The following is a 23,573-nucleotide window of genomic DNA, read 5'->3' as shown; positions in this document are numbered from 1 at the left end:
TAACCGATTGTTACGTCGACCCATGTCACAGTTTAGTCTTCCTCGAACAGGCCATGTTCCTGAGCCATCAACAATAGAGCGTAAACGCCATTTTCCGGAAGTTGGGGCTCAAGACTTTCATCAAACAGCAACTGACGCCGGCGATCTTCCAGGGCGTTGCTATCCATGCTGGTGATCAGGTCTGTGATGGGAGCGATCTCGAAAGGTGCATCTTGCTCCATGGCGGTAAAAATCAAATCAATCAGGATTTCGTCCGGATCCAGCCCGTCTACGTATACGGTTTGATCAGGCAGGTCCTGATGCAGTTCATGAACAATCTCGATCAAAGGCACGCCCTGTTCGGCCAGGTAGTTCAGATCGATGTCGCCCAGATCGCCGTCTTCCGGTAGCCATTCATCCACCGGAGCAATAACCACCGTTTTCATTTGGCCGTCTTCCAGTGACCAGGCCATAGCAATTGGAAATAGGGCATCTTCGGTCTGGCAGTACTCGATATCGAGAAATCTTGGTGTCGACATGGCAGGCTCCGTTTAGTGGGTGGCGTACAGTGAGTTCAAGGTTTTAAAGAAGGCGATTAATGTCTGTTGGTCAGGTATGAGGTATTAAGGCTTCATGCCATACTGTAGCAATCCATATCATTCTATCAGGGACACCATGGAACAAGCTGAATTCAACAAAGATTTACTGAAGTTTTTGAACGCATCGCCCACGCCCTGGCATGCTGTGGCAACCATGAAAAAAAGGCTGGATGCAGCCGGTTTTAAAGAGTTGGATGAAAAAGAAGATTGGTCTCTTGATCAGAAATCCAGCTACTACGTTATCCGCAACGGGTCGTCTATCGTAGCGTTCCGCACCGGAACAAACGATGCCGTGGCATCCGGCATCCGCATGGTTGGCGCTCATACCGACAGCCCGTGCCTGAAAGTTAAGCCCAACCCCGAGCTGCGCCGGAAAGGGTATTTTCAGCTGGGCGTAGAGGTGTACGGCGGCGTTCTTATGAACCCCTGGTTTGACCGGGATCTTTCATTGGCCGGTAGGGTGACGTTTCTTGATGGCCATGGCAAGGTCACAGACACGCTGGTGGACTTCCATAAGCCGATGGCGTTTATCCCCAGCCTCGCGATCCATCTGGACAGAGAAGCCAATACCAAGCGCACAGTAAACCCCCAGACCGATCTTCCGCCGGTGTTGATGCAAGTGGCTGAAGACGATGCCACCAGTTTTCACGAGCTTTTGGGCCAGCAAATTACCAGTGAATCCGGCCTGAAAGTACGCAAGGTGCTTGGTTATGAGCTGGGCTTTTACGATGCCCAAGAGGCGAACTTTGTCGGCTTGCGTGACGAATTTATTGCATCTGCACGGCTGGATAACCTGTTGAGTTGCTACATCGGCCTGCAAGCTTTGCTGAATACCTCAGGTGACGAAGCGGCGCTGCTGGTGTGTAACGACCACGAAGAAGTGGGTAGCGTATCTTCCGAAGGCGCCCAGGGGCCATTCCTGACGGCGGTTCTTGACCGCTGGTGTGGCGCCGGCAAGGCAAAAGCCATTGCACGCTCCATGATGATATCAGCCGACAACGCCCACGGCGTGCACCCCAACTACATCGACAAGCACGATGAAAACCATGGCCCTATTCTGAACAAGGGCCCGGTTATCAAGATCAACCATAACCAGCGCTACGCAACCAACAGTCGCTCTGCTGCGGTTTACCGGCATATCAGTGATGAGCTTGATTTGCCGCACCAAAGCTTTGTCGTGCGCAGTGATATGGGCTGTGGCAGCACCATTGGGCCGCTTACGGCTGCAAATTTGGGGGTGACAACACTGGATATTGGCGTGCCGCAATTTGGCATGCACTCGATTCGTGAGCTGATCGGTACTGAGGATGGCTTTACGCTGTATAGAGTTTTGACCGAGTTTATGCAGCGCAAGCAGGTGTTCTAGCGGTTTTTGACAGTCCGGAACGAAAAATGCCGCTGCTTCGTATGAAGTAGCGGCATTTAGGAATAAGTGGCTCCCCGAGCTGGGCTCGAACCAGCGACAAACGGATTAACAGTCCGTTGCTCTACCAACTGAGCTATCGGGGAACAGCATCAAGTCGGGCGGCATAGTAGTCGCTTTGAATTAGCCGGTCAACCCCCTGATATAAAAGGTCAAAATTTGTACCGTAGTATGGCTCATCAATATCGCCCTCCACCCTGGTTTCGCAGTGGCCATGTTCAATCGGTATGGCCCGCGTTGTTTCGCAAGGTAAACCTGCAGGAGCCGGTGGCAGAAGTGCTCCCTACGGACGACAAAGATGAGCTGCATCTGGATTGGTATCGCCAGGGCAGCAGCCGCTTGGCGGTCATTTCCCATGGGCTGGAAGGAAATAGCCGGAGACCCTATGTGAAAGGGCTGGCCAGGGCGCTGATGGCCGAAGGCTGGGATGTTCTGGCCTGGAATTTCCGCTCCTGCGGCGGTGTGATGAATCATCAGCCAAGGTTTTATCACAGCGGCGCCACTGAAGATCTGCGCCGGGTTGTGGATCATGGTTTGGCGCAAGGCTATCAAACAGTGTTTCTGTCCGGTTTCAGTATGGGAGGTAACCTTACGCTGTTGTATCTGGGTGAGCAGAGTGAGCGCGTTGACAGCAGAATCTGTGGCGCAGTGGCGTACTCAGTTCCCTGTGATTTGGCGGGCAGTGCAGACAAACTGGCATTGCCCAGTCGGAAGATCTACATGCAGCGGTTTTTGAAGGATCTTCGCGTAAAAATGGCTGAAAAAGCGCAAAAGTTCCCCGATCTTATTGATGTGTCCGGTTTTGAATCAATCCGGAGTTTTCATGACTTTGATGAGCGCTATACCGCGCCACTGCACGGATTCAAGAGCGCTGAGGATTATTGGGAGCAGTGCTCTGCATTGGGCAAGCTGAGGCATATCCGGGTGCCGGCGCTGATGATTAATGCCGCTGACGATCCGTTTTTATCACCCGCGTGTTTCCCGGAGTCGCCATCCGTACTTGGTGCCCACGTGAGCATGGACGCACCCAAGTGGGGCGGTCATGTGGGGTTCGTGGAGCATGGACATGGCGGCTTCTATTGGTCTGAGCGCCGGGCACTGGCATTTTTGCAAGGTGTGGTGTGAACTGCGTTACTGAAGCAAAGGTTTGAGCACCGGCCATACGTTGTCAAGGAGTATGGGTTGGGCTTCGGCGGTGGGGTGAATGCCATCGCGCTGCATCAGGTTCTTTTGATCGTAGATATTGTCGAGAAAAAAGGGAACCAGAGCGGTGTTGTAGCTGTCTGACAGCGCTGGGAAGATGTCAGCAAACATTTGTGTGTAGCGCTGGCCGTAGTTGGGAGGTATTTGTATTCCTATCAGAATGGCGCGGGCGCCAGCGTTCTGAACATGCCCAACCATGGTTGCGAGGTTGGATTTGATTACATTGGGTGGAAAACCCCGCAGGCCATCGTTACCACCCAGCTCGATAATCACCACGGAGGGGCTATTCTTTTCCAGCAGCTCAGGCAGGCGGCGAACACCGCCATCGGTTGTTTCGCCGCTGATGCTGGCATTTATTACGCGCCAGTTGCCAAGGCCGTTGTTTTGTAAGCGCTCACGCAAGAGTTGTACCCAGGCGGTTTCTGTTGGCACGCCGTAGGCAGCGCTGAGGCTGTCACCCACAATCAGAAGCGTTTGCTGGCTGGCCATCACAGGCACGGCAATGAATGCCAGCAGAATGAATACGATCGATCTTGAATACAGCAGCACTTTATACATAAACAATCCGTATACCTTGATAAATGAACGTGCTTTTTCCGGGAGCCCCGTAAACAAAATGCAGACTACAAACTCCGATAGCCAGCGCCCGATGTTGCGCGTTGAAAACCTGACTCACCGCGTAAGCCTGGAAACAGATACGCTGACGATATTGAAGGCGGTCAGCCTTGAAATCAATCGGGGAGAATCCGTAGCCATTGTCGGCCGCTCCGGTTCCGGAAAAACAACCCTCCTTGGACTACTTGCCGGCCTTGATACACCTACCGAAGGTACTGTGGAGCTCGATGGCGCCATTATAAGCCGGTTAAGTGAAGATGAGCGGGCCCAATTGCGTGCTCATCGGGTGGGATTCGTATTTCAGTCATTCCAGTTGCTGCCGGCGTTGACCGCTTTGGAAAACGTGATGCTGCCACTGGAGTTGGCAGGTATGGACGCGCCGGAAAAGCGTGCCCGTGAATTGCTTGAGCGGGTTGGGCTTGGTGAGCGGCTTACCCATACCCCTCGGCAGCTATCTGGCGGTGAACAGCAACGGGTGGCCATTGCCAGGGCCTTTGCCTCTGACCCGGCCATCCTGTTTGCCGATGAGCCGACTGGCAACCTGGATAACCGCACGGGGCAGGAAATCTCTGATTTGCTGATGGCGTTGAATCAGGAGCAGGGCACCACACTGGTGATGGTTACCCACGATGAACAGCTGGCGGCGCGCTGCTCCCGGCAATTTCATATTGAGGCGGGCGAGTTGACTGAGCCAGTTGCTCAGGTGGAGCTTGCACACTGATGGCTGCTGCAAAAAAACTCATGTCGGTGCGCCGCGACTGGCGAGAGAGAGATGTGCGAGTGGTGCTTGCGGCGCTTATTATCGCCGTCGCTACGGTAGCCACCATTGCCCTGTTTGCCAGCCAGTTGCAACGCACCCTGGTGTCTTCTGCCAGCTCATTCCTGGCAGCGGACAGGCAGCTGGAGGCCGAAAATGGCCGGCCGGTTCCGGAGCCCTGGATAAACGAAGCAATCGAGCGTGGGCTGGAAACCGGTCGCATGGTGGAGTTCTCTACCATGGTGTTTGGTAGCGATGCCTTTCAGCTTGTGTCGGTAAAAGCGGTCAGCAACGAGTACCCGTTGCGTGGCGAGCTCGAGATCCAGGGGCCGTCAGAAGGTTCGCGGGTTCAAGTGCAAAATGGCCCGGCGCCGGGCGAAGTGTGGATCAACCCCAGGCTTTTGAGGCTGTTGGATATTCAGGTTGGCGATACCCTCGAAGTCGGTAGCCGCAAGCTGACAGTGTCGGGCCTGGTGCTGCGGGAGCCGGACGGCGGGTTTAGCCTCTCTGCACTGGCACCCCGAGTGATGATGCACGTGGACGACGTGGCGTCGACCGGCGTTCTTCAGGAAGGTAGCCGGGTAAAATACGTTTACCTCTTTGCCGGCGAAGAAGCATCTCTCGAACGCTATTATCAATGGCTGCAACCTCAACTGGAGCCCAGTCATGAGTGGGAAGGCGTGCGCGACGGTGAAACCTTTTCACGCTCGCTTGATCGCGCTGAGAGCTTCCTGCTGTTAGGCGGCAGCCTTGCGGTCTTATTGGCCGCTGTGGCGGTGGCTGTTGCCAGCCGACAGTACGCACTTTCCCAACGCGACACCGTGGCACTACTCAAAACCCTGGGCCTTGGCAGTTCCGGAATCGGCCGGCTTTACCTCAAGCGGCTTGGACTCTGGGGTGTGACTGGTATGGTCGGCGGCCTTCTGGTGGCCTTGCCGCTGTTCTGGATACTCACCCGATTACTCAGTGAAGCATTGGAAAGGCCGGTGCCGTTTCAGCTGGATTCAGCGGCACTCACGCCAGCGCTTTTAACGGCGGTCGTTTCATTGTTTGCCTTTGCATACCCACCTATCAGGCGGCTCAGAAACGTGCCGGCCATGGGCGTATTGCGCAGCCAGCCGGGCGAAACAGGGCGCGAAGCACTGCCTGACATGCTGATTGCTATTGTGGCCGTGTTTGGCTTGGTGTGGCTGTATGCGGGTGAAGTGTCTTTGGTGATTTCCCTTCTGGGAGGCCTTGCCTTGCTGTTGGGTGCTTTGGGCGTACTGGGTTGGGTGCTTGTGGCAACCCTTAGAAAGGTTCGAGGTGGCGGGCATGCCTGGCGCCTGGCGTTGGTTGGATTGTACCGGCATCGCCGTGCCAGCTTGTCGCAAATTGCCGTATTTGCCATGACGCTCATGCTGGCAACAACACTGATTCTGGTGCGCACCTCCTTGCTGGACGACTGGCAAGCTCAGCTTCCAGACGATGCGCCGAATCACTTTTTGATCAACATTGCTCCGGAGGCAGTGGATGACGTTGCTGCCTACTGGGAAGAGCTTGGCCAGCCACTGGATCAGCTATACCCCATGGTGCGAGGGCGGTTTACAGAACTGAACGGCCAGCCTGTAAAAGAAGTGGTGAGTAAAGATCAGCGGGTAGGCGCCCTCAACCGGGAACTCAACCTCACCTGGATGCCCTCTCTGCCTGCAGACAACGTTGTTGTGGAAGGCAGTTGGTTCGAGGAAGGCCAAACCGACGGTGTCTCCGTGGAGGCAGATCTGGCGGCCGCGCTTGATTTGGCGCTGGGTGACGAGCTCACGTTCACCATTGGCTCCGACAAGGTCAACGCAACGGTCACCAGCATTCGCACGGTTCAGTGGGACAGCATGAAGCCGAACTTCTATATGGCGTTTCCTCCGGGCGGGGCTCTCACCAATATGCCCGCCACCTGGATAACCAGCTTCCATCTGCCAAGAGACCGTAAAAGCGAGCTGAATGAGTTTTCCCGGCGTTTCCCAACCGTGTCGCTGCTGGAAATCGACAATATAATTGAACGCATACAGGAAATTGTGCGGCAAGTTACCCAGGCTATAGAGGCGATTCTGGTGTTGATACTGGCAGCAGCCCTGGTGGTGATGGCTGCGGTAGTCAGCGCTACGCTTCAGGATCGGCAACGGGAAGGGGCACTTTTGCGCACCCTTGGCGGTCGTCAGAGCCTGTTGGTGCGCAGCACCATGCTGGAGTTTGCCTTGCTTGGTGGCTTTGCAGGCATTCTTGGGGTGGCAGCGGCAGAAGCGGCGGTCTGGGCGTTACAGTTCCGGATGTTTGAGGGCGCCTTTAGCTGGCACTGGCAAGTTGTTCTGCCTATACCGATAATCAGTGCGGTAGTACTTTCATTATTCGGGCGTTGGCAACTCCGGCCAGTATTGAGTGTTTCGCCTATGCTACTGCTTAGGCGCCTCGAATAAAGCGATGCCTCCGGCAAATGAATCGTCCGTTTGAGGGGGCCGCACACAGGGAAAAACAATGCCTAAAAGACAAGGTTGGTATCGGCAGCCGCCGCGGCTAAAAATAGCCGGCATGGTTGCGGGGCTTTTTTCCCTGGTTTTGATTGCCATGATCTGTGCCGTTTCCATTGTTCAGATCCAAGCTGCGATTACGGCATACGCGGGTGGCGAAAGTATCTGGTCCAGATCCCAGTTATCTGCTGTGATCTATTTTGACCGGTACGCCCGTTCCGGTAACCCTCAGGAATTGAAACAAGCCAGAGACTGGCTTTCGGTTCCGCTTGCTGACCGCGAAGCGCGTTTGGCCATGGAAACTGAACCATTTGATCGGGACGCGGCCAAAACAGGTCTCCTTGCGGGTAAGAATCACCCGGCTGATGTTGGCGGAATGATCTGGTTGGTGCGCAATCTATCGGATGTTGATGATTTTCAGAAAGCCATGGACGCATGGCGAAAGACAGATCCCGGATTGCTTAAGCTTCGCAAAATTGGTGATGCCCTGGAGGCGGAATGGTCTTTGGCGCAGCCTGACCGGGCAAACATTGCGCTGCTTCGACAACAGTTGGCGGAGACAAACGGCGAGCTGGAAACATATGCGGTGCGCTTTCGCGAAGCGATGGCCAGCGCGACCAGAAGGTCAGCGGGCGTACTATCGATTATAAGCACAGTTTTTCTGTTGATTCTGGCCCTTGTGGCCTGGCAACTCAGTGCCCGCCTGACACGTTCGGTTCGACATTCGGCGCAGAAGTTTCGCGCCATATTTGAACAGGCGGCGGTCGGCATAGCTCAGCTCCGGAGCGATGGCTATGTGCTCGATGTTAATGAAGCCCTCAGCAGGATTCTGGGTTACTCAAAGCCCGAGTTACTTTCGATGCGGTATGAAGACCTGTTGTTTCCCGAGGATTGGGAGTCTGGTCGGTTACAGCAACAGGCGGTCATGATTGAAGATGAAGCCAACTATACCTTTGAGCAGCGCCTGAAAAACGCCAGCGGAGACGTGCTCTGGGCCAGGCTCACTGTGTCTAAAGCCGAATCACACCAAGATCGCACCGGCAATTATATCGTTGTGCTGGAAGATGTTTCTGAATCCTACCGCATGTCAGAAGAATTGAGCTACCAGGCGAATCACGATGTGCTGACCGGGCTGGTAAACCGCCGGGCATTCGAGCGTCATCTGGAGGCGGTGCTGAATGAAGCACACACTGAACACACCAATCATGCCTTGTGCTTTCTGGATCTGGACCAGTTCAAAGTTGTTAACGACACATCCGGCCACCTGGCAGGTGATGAGCTGCTGCGGCAAGTTGCTACAACAGCACGCCATTCACTGCGGGAAAGTGACGTTCTTGCGCGCCTGGGCGGTGATGAGTTTGGCATCATTCTGCGTAACCTTTCGGCGGATGCCGCAGCTGGTATCGCGGACAAGCTCCGTGTGGCACTTGAGGATATGGCGTTCACATGGGAAGGCAAAAGCCACAGTGTGGGCGGCAGTATTGGTATTGTGCCGATAACACCCGGCGTTGCCGATATCAGTACGCTGATGCGTGCGGTGGATATTGCGTGTTACGTGGCCAAGAGCCGGGGTCGTAACCGGACTTACCTTTCTGTTAAAGATGACCTTCAGATATCAGAGCAACGCACTGAGATGGAGTGGGTGAATCGCATTCAGGAAGCTTTGCAGGAAAAACGATTCTTTCTTGATGCCCAGTTTATCGTGCCACCGGTGAGCAACGGTGGCAGGTTGAGATACGAAGTCCTGGTACGGATGAAGGGCGAAGACGGGAAAACTGTTCCCCCGGGTGCCTTCCTGCCTGCGGCCGAACGCTTTGGAATTGCGCCCAAAATAGATCGCTGGGTGATCGACGAAGTCTTCCGCCAGTTGGTGGCACATGCCGCGCACCTGGAGGAACTGGATGCCTGCCATATAAATCTGTCTGGTCGCTCATTTGATCAGCCTGATTTTGCCGACTTCGTTATCGAGCGGTTAGAGCACTATGGGCTATCAGGCCGCAAGATTTGTTTTGAGCTGACTGAAACCGCTGCCATGCACAACCTTGCAGATGCCCAGGACTTTATGGAACGCCTGCGAGATTCGGAGTGCCGTTTTGCCTTGGATGATTTTGGAACCGGATTGTCGTCGTTCAGCTATCTTCGTCGGCTCCCCGTCGACTATCTGAAAATTGACGGGGTATTTGTGCGGGACATAGTGACTGACGAAACGGATTTGGCGATGGTACGGGCAATAAACGATATTGGTAAAACCCTGAAGAAAGAAACCATCGCTGAGTTTGTCGAAAATGACGAAACCCAGGCATTGCTCAAAGATATGGGTGTGGATTATTTACAGGGGTACGGGCTACATCGCCCGTGTCTGTTCCAGGATATTCTTAGCGGTAATTCGCGAGGATAGCGGCCAGTTCGCCGCTCTTGCGGATGCGTGCCAGTTCTGCGTTGAACTTCTCGGCAAATGGCCGGGATTCCTTGCGCAGCATAATCCGGAAGCCGTAAGAGCTTATGCCCCCTGAAGACACGAACTGATCCTGCAAGCCTTCATTTTTCAGCATCCACTTGCCCACAAGCAAATCCATCACCGCGACATCGAAACGGTCGCCGTGAAGTAAAAATTTAAACATATCTATTTCTTTGGGCACGTCGAAACGCTTGATAGCACCAGACTCAAAGTGTGGTTCCAGTACCGGGTATATGTAACCTAAATGGGTAACGACCGTTTTTGAAAACAGGTCTTCGGGGGAATGGTAAGTCTCACCGGTACTTTTGGGTGTAAAGAACACTTCCTGCACATCCACTACGGGTTCAGTAAACAGAAAGTCTTCGGGGTTTTGTGTCCATTCAACAGCCCGGGAAGTGCCATCGATATAGCTATCCAGCAACATCTGATCTACGCGTTTGCGGGGAATCTTTTTAGCGACGAGTTCATAGCCCAGGCGCTCGGTAATCAGCGAAACTACGTCCCACATGATGCCGGAGGGCGCGTCCCGATCAACGATCATATAGGGCGGGTAGCCGTTAGGGGAAATGTTGAAGCGAAACACCTTTGCATCGCTGGCAAACGCAGTGTTTATGGCCAAGGCAAACGTCAGCAATAAGGTCAGGCAGACAAAGCGTCTAGTAAAAGCTGTAAGCCAGCCAGATTTCAGGTGCTTCATCAAAAGGGACTCTCTGCGGGTGGTACGGTCCGTGGAAGAACTGACCCGGCTAAATCCCTGCCAGAAGGAGGGTAATTGTTACTCGTCTGTCCTGTTATTTCAACAGTGTTGAGTAATGTTGTGTTAAACAGGAACGGAGCCGGTGTTCGGGCCCCGTTTCAGCGTCGTTGTTGTATCAGGCCCAGGCGCGTTGCAGTACTGCTCGTGCGTCCTTCAGATTCACCTCTTTCGGATTGAACATGATGGAGCCGTCGTCGAGCGCCATTTCTGCAATCTGGTCCAGCTGATCTTCGGTAACCTTGCCTGTTTCTTTCAGCGTGCGTGGCAGTTTGCAGCGCTTGTAAAGCGCATCTCTCAGCTTGCGCAGCGCCGAAATACTGGCTTCTGCACGGCGGCTGGAAGGCGTGGCTGCGTATACTTCCGGACCTTCCAGGTGCAAAAGCAACTCGCTCAGCGGTTCACGAATGGTTTCAAGGTTGTACTCAAGTACATAAGGCAGGTACAGACTCATGCACAGGCCGTGGGGCAGGTGGCAGATAGCACCGGTGGCGTGGCCAAGAGAATGCACCAGCCCAACCATGGAGTTGGAGAACGCAATGCCCGCCATGGTGGACGCCTGCGCCAGCTCAAGCCTGCCATCACTGTCTTTCGGGTTGTCCATTACCTGTAGCAGAGAACGGCTGACCTTTTTTATAGCCGCGGCAGCATAAGCATCGCTCAGGGGGTTTTTCGCCATACACGTGAAGGACTCAATTGCGTGGGTCATGGCGTCCATGGCCGTTGCTGCGGTGATGTGAGGTGGCAACGTCAGGGTCATTCGCGGGTCGATCACCGCTGCGTTGGGCAGCAGATATGAAGAGGTGAAAGGCAGTTTTACGCCTTTTTTCTCATCGGTTATGACAGCAATAGAGGTTACTTCGGAGCCAGTTCCTGCCGTGGTAGGCACCACCAAAAATGGTTTGAGGGGACGTTTCAGTACGCCAGCACCCGTGTACTTGGCAACGTCATCTCCGCCCTCTGAAACCAGAATGTTGACCGCTTTGCCTGTGTCGATGGCCGAGCCACCGCCAATAGCAATGATGGAATCGCATTTTTCCTTACGGTAGACGGCGGCAATGTCACGAACGACGGTGGTGGATGAGTCCGGTGGAACATCGTCGTAAATGGAAATAATTTCGAGCCCACTTTCTTCACAGGCCGCAATAACGGGGTCCAGCAGCCCGGCGGCACGAACGCCCTTATCTGTGACAATCATTGGGCGCTTGGCGGCAAGGCCGCTTAGCTCATATGGAATGTGCTCAAGGGCGGCTTTGCCGGCAATGACTTTTACCGGGCAGAAGAACTCGTAATAAGTGTTGGACATTTAGGCTCTCACTGTCTGGACAAAATGGGTGGCAACTTTCAAGTAAATCTGTGCAGCACTGATCAATTTTTCCGGGAGATGCAGGTTTGCCGGATATTCTTTTACGGCTCGTTCGGCAATGATCTTGGGCAGAATGAATGCCTCCAGCCGGTTCAGCACCCGTGTCATACGCACTGCGTAACTAACATCGCCATCCACCAGCATGCGGTCATTGGCAAATGCGACTGAGGTTTTTTCCTGGAACGACAACACCAAAAAAGCGTGGGTAAGGTGCTTGAACTTGATGGACACATCTACCGGGCGAGGGGCTGAGTCCCCATGGTAATGGAAACGGCCGTTGCCGATGTGTTCCACGATCAGCTTGGAGCCGTCTGGCATCACCATCATTTCAAACAGGAACCCTTCAGGCAGAGTTCGCGCCTCTGCCTGAACCTCGCTATCAACCTCACTGACCGCCTGTAGGGCCCGTCCCATAACCTGGAACATCAGCTCTACATACAGGCGTTTCGCCTGGGAAGCCATCGGCTGGATACGTTTCGCTAACATGTCCGTCACCTGAATATGGTTATTGATGACTGATTTTTAGAGTTATTGCTCTAAAAGTCAATGATCATGATGACAGTAAAGTTGCGCACTCTCGGCAAACCTGGATTCGGAAACGAAAAAAGGCCGTCATCCCCAGGATGGCGGCCTTTTAACGCATGATTTTGGAGGTGTTACTGGGTTAGCGCGGCAAGCTTACGCTTGGCTTCCTCCGCAATGTCGCCGCCGGACTCCGCCGCTGTGCTGTAATAAGCGATGGCCTCCTTGCGGTTGTTATCCTTTACGGCAATATCGCCCAGCCGCAGAAAGGCAATGGACGTGGGTACCACCTCGTTAGCCCGGGTCAGGTTCTCCCGCGCTTTGCTCAGATTATTAAGCTGCAGCGCAGTCAGGCCGCTGTGGAGGCGATATGTGAACATTTCGGGGTACATAGACACCGCCTTGTCGAAATCAGCCTGGGCTTTCTCGGGCTGCTTTTGCTCCTGATAAATACGGCCACGCAAAGAATAGAACATGGCTTCACGGGGTAGCAGGTTAATGGCCTCGTTGACCTTTTTAAGCGCTGCATTCATATCGCCATTGGAGGCAAGTTTCATAGCTTCGTCGTGGGCATCGTAAGCCGGCTGAGCCTTGCGCAGGAACGCGGTTTTCTTCTTGTAAACCTCTTCCCCGCGATAACCACCGCCGCCTATCTTGGCAACCAGCTTACTGTTCTCCTGTACGCGCTTGGCGGAAGGCGGGTGGGTCGCAAAAAGACCATCTACAAAGCCTGCCTGCTGCCCCTTCGAAAGCTGAAGGAAAATCTCTTGCAGCTCAACAGCAGCCTGCGGGTCGTAGCCGGCTTTTTTCATATAAACGATGCCGTAGTAATCCGATTCCAGCTCATCTCCCTGGCCGTATTGCGCCAGAGCAAGCTGTGCGCCGACAGCCGCGCCACCCATAAGCAAGCCAGCCCACTCGTTATCAGACAGCGCAAACCCTAACCCGGCCACGCCGGCGCTGATCAGCATTCCCTTTTGCATACGCTGAACACTGTGGCGCGCTGCCGCATGCACAATCTCATGGCCCAGCACAGATGCAAGCTGGGCTTCATCACTAAGCTGCGTCAGCAGGCCACGGTTAATCGCAATCTTTCCGCCCGGCAACGCCCAGGCGTTAGGCACACTGCTGTTAAGAACCACGAATTCGTAGGGTAGGTCGGGGCGGTCGCTCACCTGCGCCATCTTCTGGCCAACCTCGCGGACGTAGAGCGTAAGCTCGGGGTCAACATAAAACTGCCCGCCTTGAGTCTGCTGGGTGGGGGTATACTGTTCAGCACCCATGGCGAATTCCTGGCTCTCACCAATCAGCGAAAGCTGGTTCTCGCCAGTAACCGGGTTTACCGAGCACCCGGAAAGCACCAGCATAAATGCCAAAACTGGCGCACAGCGTTGCAAGACCGTGTTTTTCACACTCGACTCCTGTAATTGAAATACTAAGGCGTATAATTACACGGCTGCTGCCGGCTTGAAACACTGCCAGTGGTAAAACCCATACACGACGCACAGGTTTGTTCTGAATGGACGATCGAATCCGGGCCGACCGGGTAACCCGGTTTATCCAAACGCTCAACCAGGCTGTGGAGCTTGGTCTCACGGTGACCGAGACAACAGATCGCAGCCTCACTCTTTGCCTGCCATACAGTGACCGAATCATCGGCAATCCAGTTACCGGCGTGATTCATGGCGGTGCCATCACTACGCTCATGGACACCACATCCGGCTCGCTCATGCTCTGCGCTCTGGACGTATTCGAACTTTGCCCCACGCTGGATCTTCGGGTTGACTACATGCGCCCAGCCGAGCCCCACAAGCCCGTTTACGCACGGGCAGAGATCCACCGATTAACCCGCAACATCATATTCACCCGATGCGAAGCCTATCAAGACCACGGCGAAACCGTAGCTAACTGCGTAGGAACCTTCATGCGCATCGGCCCCCAGGCGTTGCCGCAAGCCTACCGTGAAAAAATCACCGGAGGCCCGGTATGACTGATCTGGAAACCTTGAAATACACCCGCGAAACAGGCGACTTCTCCCGGCTGATCGCGAGCATTCCCTATGCAAACTTTATTGGCCTGGAGTGCGATCAATTTGGCGACGACCTCATCTTTCGCCTGCCAGCCAAAGATCAAAACCTGGGTAATCCTGTACTGCCCGCTATTCACGGCGGCGTAATAGGTGGTTTCATGGAGCTCTCGGCTGCGATATACCTGATGCTCGCCCAGGAAACCGTTCGCATGCCCCGCATCGTAAACTTCTCCCTGGACTACCTCCGCGCCGGCCTCGACCGCGAAATCTACGCGGAATGCCAACTCACCCGACAGGGCAACCGGGTAGCAAACGTGATGATAACTGCCTGGCAAAAGTCCCGCTCCAAGCCAATTTCCACCGCGCGGGCGCATTTCCTGCTGGAAGACTGAGCCGCTTTCTGCATCAGGGCTTGAAATGCTTTCGCGCGACCCCATTTTTGCATCATGAATAATTCCGATGCCGGATGACACGGGAGCGAAGGGCATTCCAAAACCGTGCGGAGCCATGGATGGCGGAGCCGAGCGTACACGGACGTATCTACAGCGTGTTTTGGAATGCCCTTCGCTCCCGTGTCTCACCACATGTTTCATGCAGGAGAGACTGAAGAATGACAGTTGAATCAAAAAAAGAGACGTTAGGATTCCAGACCGAAGTAAAACAACTACTTCACCTGATGATCCATTCCCTATATTCAAACAAGGAAATTTTCCTCCGCGAACTGATTTCCAACGCCTCCGATGCCGCAGATAAAATGCGCTTCGCCGCCGTAAAAGATGACGGCCTGTACGAAGGCGATTCCGACCTGCAAATCCGCCTGGGTTTCGACAAAGAAGCCAACACTATTACCCTGACTGACAACGGCATCGGCATGAGCCGTGAAGACGTCGTTCAGAACCTCGGCACCATCGCCCGATCTGGCACTGCAGAATTCCTTAAGCAGCTTTCCGGCGATGAAAAGAAAGACAGTAAACTGATTGGCCAGTTTGGTGTGGGCTTCTATTCCGCATTCATCGTTGCCGACAAAGTTGACGTGTTCACCCGCCGCGCCGGCGCGCCAGCAGAAGAGGGCGTGCATTGGCAGTCGGCTGGAGACGGCGAGTTTACAATCGAGCAGGTCGCTCGCGAAAAGCGCGGCACTGAAATTGTTATTCACCTGAAACCCGATGCCACCGAATTTGCCGATGGCTTCCGCCTGCGCAACCTGGTGAAGAAGTACTCCGACCACATCTCCTTCCCGGTGGTCATGAAGTCCGAACCGACCGAAGAAGGCGAAGAGCCAAAAGACGAAACCATTAACGACGCAACCGCGCTGTGGACACTGCCTCGCACCGAAATCAAAGACGAGGAATACAAAGAGTTTTACAAGCACATTGCTCACGACTTTGAAGACCCGCTCACCTGGTCCCACAACAAGGTAGAGGGCAAACTGGATTACACCAGCCTACTGTACATTCCGGCTCGTGCGCCGTTTGACATGTACAACCGTGATGCGCCCCGTGGCTTGAAGTTGTATGTACAGCGTGTATTCATCATGGACGACGCAGAGCAGTTCCTGCCGTTGTACCTGCGCTTTGCTAAAGGTGTGGTGGATTCCAATGATCTGTCACTGAACGTATCCCGTGAAATTCTGCAGAACGATTCCACGGTAGACAGCATTCGCACAGCGCTTACCAAGCGTGTGCTGGACATGCTTGGTAAGTTGTCCAAGAAAGATGCCGGTGAATACCAGAAGTTCTGGGATGAGTTCGGCACGGTTCTCAAGGAAGGCCCGGCGGAAGATTTCAGCAACCGCGAGAAAATTGCCGGCCTGCTGCGCTTTGCCTCTACCCACACAGGTGAGAGTGCCCAGAACGTATCTCTGGACCAGTACATTGAGCGGATGAAAGAAGGTCAGAGCAAGATCTACTACATCACAGCCGATAACTTCATGGCCGCGAAGAGCAGCCCGCATCTGGAAGTGTTCCGCAAGAAGGGTATTGAGGTACTGATTCTCTCCGATCGTATCGACGAGTGGATGATGGGCTACCTCAATGAATACAGCGAAAAGCAGTTCCAGGACGTAGCCCGTGGCGATCTTGATCTTGGCGATGTGGAAACCGAAGAAGACAAGAAGCACAAGGAAGAAGCTGCTGAAGAGCACAAGGCGCTTCTGGAGCGTATCAAAACAGCACTCACCGACCGGGTTCAGGAAGTGCGGGTAACCAACCGCCTGACAGACTCACCGGCGTGCCTGGTAACCGGCGACTTCGATATGGGCGCCCAGATGAAGAAGATTATGGAGGCGGCTGGCCAGAAGGTTCCCGACAGCAAACCGATCTTTGAAGTCAACGTAGATCACCCGCTGGTTCAGCGCCTTGAAAGTGAGAAGGGCGATGAGCGCTTCAACGAACTTTCTGCCGTTCTGCTGGATCAGGCCACTCTGGCCAGTGGCGAGCAGCTACAGGATCCGGGTGCCTACGTAACCCGCTTGAACCGTCTGTTGCTGGAACTGGCTAACTAAAGCCCATGCACCAGATTATCGTGGACATAAGCATCAGCCCTGATGAGTGGATAAAATTCTACCAGGGCGTTGCTACCGATGTTCACGCTACGGCCCGGGACGGACGCTCAGTCCGCTTCCCGGCCCGTATTCTCTCCCGCTTCTATCTTCGCGACGGCGTTCGCGGCTCCTTCCGAATCGTGTTTAATGAACAAGGTAAGTTCGAGTTCATTGAGCGAGTCTAGTATTTCCCTCCTCTCATTCCTGATAGTTAAAAACTTTCGATGTCTTTCTCTTAATTGATTATCTGCACGGTGATTGGCGTGGTCCAATGATTTTGAACGCTGACACCGGAACAAGGAAAAGAGCACAAGTTGCTGAGTACGAGTCTTGGTATAAGCTGTTCAATGATGATATGAATTTCAGAGGAACGGATCATGACCGATGAAAACTCAAAAAAGGGTAAGTGCCCGGTATCACACCTGACAACCGCTTTTGGTGCCCCGGTAGTCGACAACCAGAACTCGATGACCGCTGGTAAGCGTGGCCCCGTGTTGGTTCAAGATGTGTGGCTTAACGAAAAGCTCGCTAATTTCGTGCGTGAGGTTATTCCTGAGCGCCGCATGCACGCCAAAGGGTCGGGCGCGTTTGGTACGTTTACCGTAACCAATGACATTACCCGCTATACGCGCGCTAAAATTTTCAGTGAAGTAGGGAAAAAGACCGAAATGTTTGCCCGCTTCAGTACTGTCGCAGGCGAGCGGGGCGCGGCCGATGCCGAGCGTGATATTCGCGGCTTTGCGCTCAAATTCTATACCGAAGAAGGCAACTGGGACATGGTGGGCAACAATACCCCTGTGTTCTTTTTACGGGATGCCAAGAAGTTTCCGGATTTGAATAAAGCCGTAAAACGCGATCCTAAAACCAACATGCGTTCGCCCACGAACAACTGGGATTTCTGGACACTTCTGCCCGAAGCTCTGCACCAGGTGACTGTGGTGATGTCAGACCGTGGCATCCCCAAAAGCTACCGGCACATGCATGGCTTTGGCAGCCACACTTATAGCTTTTGGAACGAGGCAGGTGAGCGTTATTGGGTGAAATTCCACTTCAAAACGCAGCAAGGCATTGAGAACCTGACCGACGCCGAGTCAGCGGCAGTTGTTGCTGATGACCGTGAAAGCCATCAGCGGGACCTTTTTGAAGCGATCGAGCGTAGCGACTTCCCGCGCTGGAAAATGTATGTGCAAGTGATGCCCGAAGCCGAGGCGGAAACCTACCACGTGCATCCGTTTGACTTGACCAAGGTTTGGCCCAAGGGGGACTACCCGCTCATCGAGGTCGGCGAGTTTGAGCTAAACCGAAATCCTGAAAACTATCATATGGATGTTGAGCAGGCGGCCTTCTCGCCAGCGAATCTAGTGCCTGGTATCAGTGTCTCTCCGGACAAGATGCTTCAGACGCGCCTTATTAACTACCCCGATTCGCAACGGTATCGTTTGGGTGTGAACTACCAGCAGATACCGGTGAATGGGGCTAAATGCCCGGTTATGAGCAACCATCGCGATGGTCTTGGCAGGGTAGACGGCAATTACGGTAGTTTGCCGCATTATCAGCCAAACAGCTTCGGTCAGTGGAGAGACCAACCCGAATATGCAGAGCCGCCGCTCAAGATTGACGGGAATGCGGCCATGTTCGATTTCCGTGAGGATGATGACGATTATTACAGTCAGCCCCGCGCACTGTTTCAACTGATGACACCTGCTCAACAGCAGGTACTGTTTGAAAATACCGGGCGGAATATGGGGGATGCGCCAGACTTCATCAAACAGCGCCACATCGACAACTGCACCCGTTGCGACCGGGCCTATGGCGAAGGCGTTGCCAAGGCTCTGGGTATGTCGGTCAAGTCGCCTGATGAGCTGGATCCCAACCCTGAATTGGCAGAGTAATATCTGCTTGCAGTAACAAGCACTCATGGGAGGTGAGCCCCGGTAGCCTTCACTACCAAAGCGAGCGCGAATTGCCTACAATCGCGCTCGCTTGAATTTTGAACAATTGGAGACCCCCATGCGAATCATCCTTGCCCCGATGGAAGGGTTGGTCGATGCACCTATTCGTGAAACCCTGACCAAAGTCGGCGGGATAGATCGTTGCGTGACCGAGTTCATCCGTGTGACCCATAGCATGTTGCCGCCACGGGTTTTCTATAAGTTTGCCCCTGAACTGCATAACCATTCCCTCACACGGGTGGGCACCCCTGTGGCTGTTCAACTGTTGGGTTCAGACCCGGAGCAAATGGGTTGGCACGGGAACAGAGCAGCAGAGCTGGGCGCAACTCAGGTTGATATCAATTTCGGCTGCCCCGCCAAAACGGTGAACAAGCACAAGGGTGGCTGTGTGTTGATGCGAGAGCCGGAACTGATGCATAACATCGTTGCGGCCGTGCGTAGGGCCGTTCCTGAAGGCGTGCCGGTTACGGCCAAGATGCGCCTGGGGTACGACGATCGCTCCATGGGCGTGGCCTGTGCTCAGGCGCTGGAAGCGGCCGGGGCAGAGGAGATTGTTATCCATGCCCGCAGTAAGGTGGATGGCTACAAACCACCAGCCTACTGGGAGGAAATCGCCAAGGCTCGCGAGGCGGTTAAATGCAAAGTCATAGCCAATGGTGAAATCTGGACAGTAGCCGATTACTGGCGCTGCCGGGAAGTGTCCGGTTGTGAAGATGTCATGATCGGCCGAGGCCTGATTGCAAGGCCGGATCTCGCCCTCAAGATCAAGGCGAGTCAACAAGGTGAAAAGGTTACAGACATGACCTGGCCAGAGGCCGTAGCCTTGGTTCGGGAATATGCCGAAGTGCTGCAGGGCTGGCTGGAAGACAAGTATGTAACCGGCCGCATCAAGCAGTGGCTGAACTTTTTGCGACAGGGATTTCCGGAGGCGGAAGCCATCTGGCAGGATGCCCGTAAGATCCGTGAGGTTGCACCTATGCTGGCGTGCCTTGAGCAGGTTGTCCCTGCCAAGCCCAAGGCTCCCGTTCAGGCTGCCTGAATTACCTTCAGGTTTCCATATCGGGTGTGTACAAGCCTTGAGACGCAGCACCGTTCAGACGTGCGCGTTTTAGCATGGCTGCCTGAGTGTACGATTTGTTATTAAGGTCGCCAGCCCAGGCTATCTGAGCTGGCTCTTGTAGTGCGCGCCCATAGGAAAAGCTCAGATACCAAGGTTGCGGGCCATGGCAGTTCATGGCGTTCAGGTTACTGGTCGCTTCTTCAGGGGTCTGTCCTCCAGACAAGAAACTAATGCCTGGAACCGCTGCAGGCACAACCTTGCGGAATACTTTCAACGTCGCTTCTGCGACTTCCTCTGGAGACGCCTTCGCACACTCTTTGCCCGGCGTTACCATGCTCGGTTTAAGAATGATGGTTTCCAGTTGCACTCGGTGCCGGCGAAGCGCGTTGAAAACCTCCGAAATCACGACTTCGTTTACTTCCGCAGACCGTTCGATGGTGTGATCACCGTCAATCAGTACCTCGGGCTCCACAATAGGCACAATGCCTATGGCCTGGCAGAGCGCGGCATAGCGCGCCAGCATTTCAGCGTTGGCTTCCACCGCCTGGCGTGAGGGTAGGGTCTCGGAGATAGTGTAAACAGCGCGCCACTTGGCAAACCGGGCACCCTGGTTCTTGTAGATTTCCAGACGATCATCCAAACCGTCCAGCCCGTAGGTTATTTCATCGCCCGGGGCGTTAACGAGTGGTTTCTTACCCTTATCTACCTTGATCCCCGGCACAATCCCCTGGTTTTCCAGCAGCGCCGGGATCGTGACTCGTTCAAGGCTGTTCTGGCCAAGGGTTTCCTCAAAGAGAATGACGCCACTGATGAACTCACCGAGCCCTGGTGTAGAAAAAACCAGGCTGCGATACTCCAGACGTTTGCTTTCCGTACATTCGACACCAACGGCCTTGAAGCGCTTGGCAATCGTGGGATGGCTTTCATCGGCGGCAAGAATTCCTTTTCCTGGCTGAATGAGGGCTTGAATGGTTGAATTCAGTTCGGCTTGAATGCTCATACCGGCTCCTTATGACGGGGAGAGTGTTATGGCGTATATCCGTTGTGGTATATCTTCAAGTGTAGTCTGTGTTTCAGGGCCATTCTTTGATTGCACCCGGTTATCTCAGTTGGCTATCTTTACTGCCTCGTCGGTTGATGCCGCCTGATCCTGTTTCCTGTTTTTCCAGCGCCGCCTGACAATTAACACACAGGCGTACACCGGAAATCGCTTTGCGCCGAGCTTCAGGAATAGGGCAGTCACACTCTTCGCAGAACTCCGCACTTTCACCCCTGCCAAGCCGACTACGTGCCTCAGCGACGGCATCCTCTACGCTCGCATCAATCTGATCCTGCACAGCCCCATCACGGGTCCACCCACCAGCCATAACCTTACCCTCGGCAAAGCCTTTACCTGTTGTGAACATCAGCATACCAAAGCCGCGGTGATCGGGCTAAGGTAGGGCATCGTATTAGGTTTTCCCACGTATAGATAAGGAAGCAGAATGTCGCCTGAAAACAACTCAACCCGACGCGGCGGAAAGTGGCCACTTGTTACAGCGTGGCTTGCAATAACCCTGTTGATAGTAGCAGGCGCGTTGATGGGCGTTGCCGGGCCGGCATTCAGGGCAGAGTGGATTAAGTTGGGCACCTCCTTCACGTGGATGCGGCAGGGCGCGCAACTGGCAATGGGTGCTGCGGTAGTGGGGCTGATTACTTTGGTACTTGCAGGTGCGCTGCGCCGCTGGCGGCCGGCTCTGGTGGGTGCTTTGGTCACCTTGGCGGTAGTGGCCATAATCGCCATACCCATGCAGATGAAGCAGCGCGCCCAAAGCGTGCCGCCCATCCACGATATAACAACGGATATGGAAAACCCTCCGGCCTTCACATTGTTGGCGGCGGCCCGTGAGGAAGCACCCAATGCCGTCGATTATCCGGGAGCGGAAACTGCAAAGCAGCAGCAATTGGCCTACCCCCAGTTAAAGCCGATTATTCTGGATGCTCCTTTAACGCGTGTTATGACCGCAGTGAAAACCATGGTTCAAGCCCGTGGTTGGGAGATTGCCGGAATCACCGACAATACCATTGAAGCCACCGCGACAACCCGCTGGTTCGGGTTTAAAGATGACGTGGTGATCCGCATGACGGAAACAGAGCAAGGCGTGCAAGTAGATATGCGTTCTGCCTCCAGGCTGGGCAAAAGCGATCTTGGCACCAACGCAGAACGAATTCAGGTTTTTCTTGAAGATCTGGCAAAACGTTAAAGTCGTTTTCCAAGCGAGCCAAGGGGTATACTCTGAAGGTGTAGGATTTTCCGCTTCATTTAACAGGTTGGCGGGCCTAACTCCTTTAGTGTGACCCACAATGAAATCACCCCTGCGTCTTCGCTACCAAACTATTGAGTTCGGCAACGTGGACATTCACGTGTGTACCTTGCGTGATAATCAGCAATTCGACGATCCAAACGACATTGCCCTCAAACTGGGCATTTCCTCTGCTACCTGGCCGCTGTTCGGAATTATCTGGCCATCAAGCCTGGTGCTTGCCCATCACATTGTGAAGCATCCAACGGAGGGCAAGAGAGTTCTGGAAATTGGCTGCGGAATGGCGCTGTCCAGCCTGCTGCTGAACGAACGTAACGATGATATTACGGCGACCGACTACCACCCTGAAGTGGGCGTTTTTCTGGAGCGGAACACTCAGCTCAACCAAGGGAAAGCGATAGGTTACCAGCGAGTTGATTGGGCAGATAAAGCCAGTGATCTCGGCTTGTTCGATATTATTATTGGCAGTGACGTGTTGTACGAAGACGAGCACGTAAACCTGTTGGCCGATTTCATTGACCGGCACGCCAACCCAACCTGTGAAGTAATTCTGGTGGATCCGGGAAGAGGCAGAAAAAACAAATTCAGCCGTCGCATGGAAACCCACGGATTCAGCTTTTCTGAGGAGAAGCCGGAGCATACGGATTACCTGGAAAAGCCCTTCAAAGGGCACGTGCTTAAATTCTGGCGGGGGGGATGTGTAGAGCCTGCCTAACGGGACTCTTAAGATACAGGCAGGCTGTTAGTTTTTCTTCTCAAGCGCTTCCTTCAGGCCTGCAAACGGGTTGTGCGTTGCGGCTTCACGCCGCTTCTCGGAACTTCCGCCGTAGCGCACAAAATCCTCAAACTTGCTGTGCTCTTCATCGTGACAGTACACGCACAACAGTTCCCAGTTACTGCCGTCGGCCGGGTTGTTGTCGTGGTCATGGTCAACATGGTGCACGGTGAGCTCTCGTAAATTGATGCGCGTAAACTCACGGGCGCAACGGCCACATACCCAGGGGTACATTTTCAGAGCGCGCTCACGGTAGCCACTTTCGCGCTTTGCGATATAGTCACGCTGCTCAGCCAGCAGTTTATCTACCTTGCTTGTGCTGCCGGTATTTTGGCTCATGCAGGCTATTCCTCTGTTCGGGCGTAATTGCTGCCCATGCTGTCCGATAGGGCTACCCAAACAATAGTTGGAATTCGATTGCGTAACGCATCGGTTAGCCGTTTTATTAGTTCAAATGCTACAGAGCAAGCGTGATTTTCATATCTTTCGATGCTCAGGATTCAGCACAGTTCTCGATGATTTTTCCTGAAGTGCCGTCAGCCATGTGATGGAGGAGGGCAGCTTCAGCTCCGGGGCCGGAACCCTTCGTCCACCACTCCAGCTCGTTGCCAACGTAGCGTGAACCACTGGCAGAGACTGCGATTTGCAGTGTGTGCTTGGCACCCTTGTGCTGAATTACAGCAGATTTGTTCGAAGGGTAGGTTGCCGTAATCGTTTCGCACTGTCGCACTGATA

23 protein-coding genes and 1 tRNA gene are annotated in these 23,573 nt (G+C 54.1%); 13 read left to right on the top strand and 11 right to left on the bottom strand.

Features of this window, described 5'->3' with window-relative positions; all coding sequences use genetic code 11:
- Window positions 1–32 precede the first annotated feature (32 nt).
- Entirely contained in the window at window positions 33–518 is a 486-nt protein-coding gene (locus AADB16_RS12710; RefSeq protein WP_309044283.1) for a hypothetical protein, read from the bottom strand.
- A gap of 136 nt (window positions 519–654) precedes the next feature.
- Between AADB16_RS12710 and AADB16_RS12705 the strand changes: the two genes are divergently transcribed.
- The gene (locus AADB16_RS12705) at window positions 655–1,944 is read left to right on the top strand and encodes a M18 family aminopeptidase (protein ID WP_410803809.1); all 1,290 of its coding nucleotides are present in this window, start codon (window positions 655–657) and stop codon (window positions 1,942–1,944) included.
- A gap of 67 nt (window positions 1,945–2,011) precedes the next feature.
- Here the strand turns inward: AADB16_RS12705 and AADB16_RS12700 are convergent.
- A tRNA-Asn gene (locus AADB16_RS12700) sits at window positions 2,012–2,087 on the bottom strand.
- 73 nt (window positions 2,088–2,160) lie between these two features.
- On the opposite strand from AADB16_RS12700, the gene AADB16_RS12695 reads away from it, so the two are divergent.
- Window positions 2,161–3,126: a YheT family hydrolase gene (locus AADB16_RS12695; RefSeq protein WP_410803807.1), complete on the top strand. Its 966-nt coding sequence runs from the start codon at window positions 2,161–2,163 to the stop codon at window positions 3,124–3,126.
- A 6-nt stretch (window positions 3,127–3,132) separates the two neighbouring features.
- Here AADB16_RS12695 and AADB16_RS12690 read toward each other — a convergent pair whose 3' ends face one another.
- Window positions 3,133–3,762: an arylesterase gene (locus AADB16_RS12690; RefSeq protein ID WP_200204410.1), complete on the bottom strand. Its 630-nt coding sequence runs from the start codon at window positions 3,760–3,762 to the stop codon at window positions 3,133–3,135.
- 58 nt (window positions 3,763–3,820) lie between these two features.
- On the opposite strand from AADB16_RS12690, the gene AADB16_RS12685 reads away from it, so the two are divergent.
- From AADB16_RS12685 to AADB16_RS12675, 3 genes are read left to right on the top strand one after another with little or no spacing between them, the layout of a single operon-like run.
- Window positions 3,821–4,540, top strand: coding sequence for an ABC transporter ATP-binding protein (locus AADB16_RS12685; RefSeq protein ID WP_410803805.1), 720 nt, complete (start codon window positions 3,821–3,823; stop codon window positions 4,538–4,540).
- A complete protein-coding gene (locus AADB16_RS12680) occupies window positions 4,540–7,026 on the top strand; it encodes an ABC transporter permease (RefSeq protein ID WP_410803803.1) in 2,487 nt (828 codons plus the stop codon). Before AADB16_RS12685 ends, AADB16_RS12680 begins: the two co-directional genes overlap by 1 nt.
- 58 nt (window positions 7,027–7,084) lie before the next feature.
- Complete coding sequence (locus AADB16_RS12675; protein WP_410803801.1) at window positions 7,085–9,475, top strand: putative bifunctional diguanylate cyclase/phosphodiesterase; 2,391 nt, start codon at window positions 7,085–7,087, stop codon at window positions 9,473–9,475.
- Here the strand turns inward: AADB16_RS12675 and AADB16_RS12670 are convergent.
- The 4 genes from AADB16_RS12670 to AADB16_RS12655 form a co-directional block, all read right to left on the bottom strand.
- The gene (locus tag AADB16_RS12670; RefSeq protein ID WP_309044290.1) at window positions 9,453–10,232 is read right to left on the bottom strand and encodes a substrate-binding periplasmic protein; all 780 of its coding nucleotides are present in this window, start codon (window positions 10,230–10,232) and stop codon (window positions 9,453–9,455) included. The two genes, AADB16_RS12675 and AADB16_RS12670, sit on opposite strands and share 23 nt — an antisense overlap.
- 175 nt (window positions 10,233–10,407) lie before the next feature.
- Window positions 10,408–11,595, bottom strand: coding sequence for an iron-containing alcohol dehydrogenase (locus AADB16_RS12665; protein ID WP_309044291.1), 1,188 nt, complete (start codon window positions 11,593–11,595; stop codon window positions 10,408–10,410).
- Window positions 11,596–12,141, bottom strand: coding sequence for a hypothetical protein (locus tag AADB16_RS12660; protein WP_410803798.1), 546 nt, complete (start codon window positions 12,139–12,141; stop codon window positions 11,596–11,598).
- Between the two features lie 170 nt (window positions 12,142–12,311).
- Window positions 12,312–13,544: a M48 family metalloprotease gene (locus AADB16_RS12655; RefSeq protein ID WP_410804557.1), complete on the bottom strand. Its 1,233-nt coding sequence runs from the start codon at window positions 13,542–13,544 to the stop codon at window positions 12,312–12,314.
- A 152-nt stretch (window positions 13,545–13,696) separates the two neighbouring features.
- Between AADB16_RS12655 and AADB16_RS12650 the strand changes: the two genes are divergently transcribed.
- The 6 genes from AADB16_RS12650 to AADB16_RS12625 all read left to right on the top strand — a co-directional run bounded on the left by AADB16_RS12650 (window position 13,697) and on the right by AADB16_RS12625 (window position 19,739).
- Entirely contained in the window at window positions 13,697–14,167 is a 471-nt protein-coding gene (locus tag AADB16_RS12650; RefSeq protein WP_309044293.1) for a PaaI family thioesterase, read from the top strand.
- Window positions 14,164–14,598 carry a PaaI family thioesterase gene (locus AADB16_RS12645; RefSeq protein WP_410803796.1) on the top strand — a complete coding sequence of 145 codons (435 nt, stop codon included), beginning with the start codon at window positions 14,164–14,166 and terminating at the stop codon, window positions 14,596–14,598. The genes AADB16_RS12650 and AADB16_RS12645 overlap by 4 nt, the downstream gene beginning before the upstream one ends.
- A gap of 218 nt (window positions 14,599–14,816) precedes the next feature.
- Window positions 14,817–16,709, top strand: coding sequence for a molecular chaperone HtpG (gene htpG / locus AADB16_RS12640; RefSeq protein ID WP_410803794.1), 1,893 nt, complete (start codon window positions 14,817–14,819; stop codon window positions 16,707–16,709).
- Window positions 16,710–16,714: 5 nt separating this feature from the next.
- Window positions 16,715–16,933, top strand: coding sequence for a DUF2835 domain-containing protein (locus AADB16_RS12635; RefSeq protein WP_298446855.1), 219 nt, complete (start codon window positions 16,715–16,717; stop codon window positions 16,931–16,933).
- A 192-nt stretch (window positions 16,934–17,125) separates the two neighbouring features.
- A complete protein-coding gene (locus tag AADB16_RS12630; protein WP_410803792.1) occupies window positions 17,126–18,640 on the top strand; it encodes a catalase in 1,515 nt (504 codons plus the stop codon).
- A gap of 118 nt (window positions 18,641–18,758) precedes the next feature.
- Window positions 18,759–19,739, top strand: coding sequence for a tRNA dihydrouridine synthase (locus tag AADB16_RS12625; RefSeq protein ID WP_410803790.1), 981 nt, complete (start codon window positions 18,759–18,761; stop codon window positions 19,737–19,739).
- 7 nt (window positions 19,740–19,746) lie between these two features.
- Here AADB16_RS12625 and AADB16_RS12620 read toward each other — a convergent pair whose 3' ends face one another.
- Both AADB16_RS12620 and AADB16_RS12615 read right to left on the bottom strand, forming a co-directional pair.
- Window positions 19,747–20,760 (bottom strand): class I fructose-bisphosphate aldolase, encoded by a 1,014-nt coding sequence (locus AADB16_RS12620; protein ID WP_410803788.1) that lies wholly within the window; start codon window positions 20,758–20,760, stop codon window positions 19,747–19,749.
- Between the two features lie 100 nt (window positions 20,761–20,860).
- Entirely contained in the window at window positions 20,861–21,127 is a 267-nt protein-coding gene (locus AADB16_RS12615; protein ID WP_410804555.1) for a DksA/TraR family C4-type zinc finger protein, read from the bottom strand.
- A 117-nt stretch (window positions 21,128–21,244) separates the two neighbouring features.
- Between AADB16_RS12615 and AADB16_RS12610 the strand changes: the two genes are divergently transcribed.
- Together AADB16_RS12610 and AADB16_RS12605 are read left to right on the top strand one after the other, a co-directional pair.
- Window positions 21,245–22,003, top strand: coding sequence for a DUF1499 domain-containing protein (locus tag AADB16_RS12610; protein ID WP_410803786.1), 759 nt, complete (start codon window positions 21,245–21,247; stop codon window positions 22,001–22,003).
- 100 nt (window positions 22,004–22,103) lie between these two features.
- Window positions 22,104–22,778 (top strand): class I SAM-dependent methyltransferase, encoded by a 675-nt coding sequence (locus AADB16_RS12605; protein ID WP_309044300.1) that lies wholly within the window; start codon window positions 22,104–22,106, stop codon window positions 22,776–22,778.
- 27 nt (window positions 22,779–22,805) lie between these two features.
- On the opposite strand, the gene AADB16_RS12600 is transcribed toward AADB16_RS12605, so the two are convergent.
- On the bottom strand, window positions 22,806–23,177 hold the full coding sequence (locus tag AADB16_RS12600; protein ID WP_298446861.1) for a YajD family HNH nuclease: 372 nt from the start codon (window positions 23,175–23,177) through the stop codon (window positions 22,806–22,808).
- Window positions 23,178–23,331: 154 nt separating this feature from the next.
- Window positions 23,332–23,568, bottom strand: coding sequence for an MliC family protein (locus AADB16_RS12595; protein WP_410803783.1), 237 nt, complete (start codon window positions 23,566–23,568; stop codon window positions 23,332–23,334).
- Window positions 23,569–23,573: the final 5 nt, after the last annotated feature.

The organism is Marinobacter sp. KMM 10035 (assembly GCF_046537445.1).
In the GTDB taxonomy this organism is placed as follows: Bacteria; Pseudomonadota; Gammaproteobacteria; order Pseudomonadales; family Oleiphilaceae; genus Marinobacter; species Marinobacter sediminicola.
This window is presented reverse-complemented; position numbering and strand designations above follow the sequence as displayed.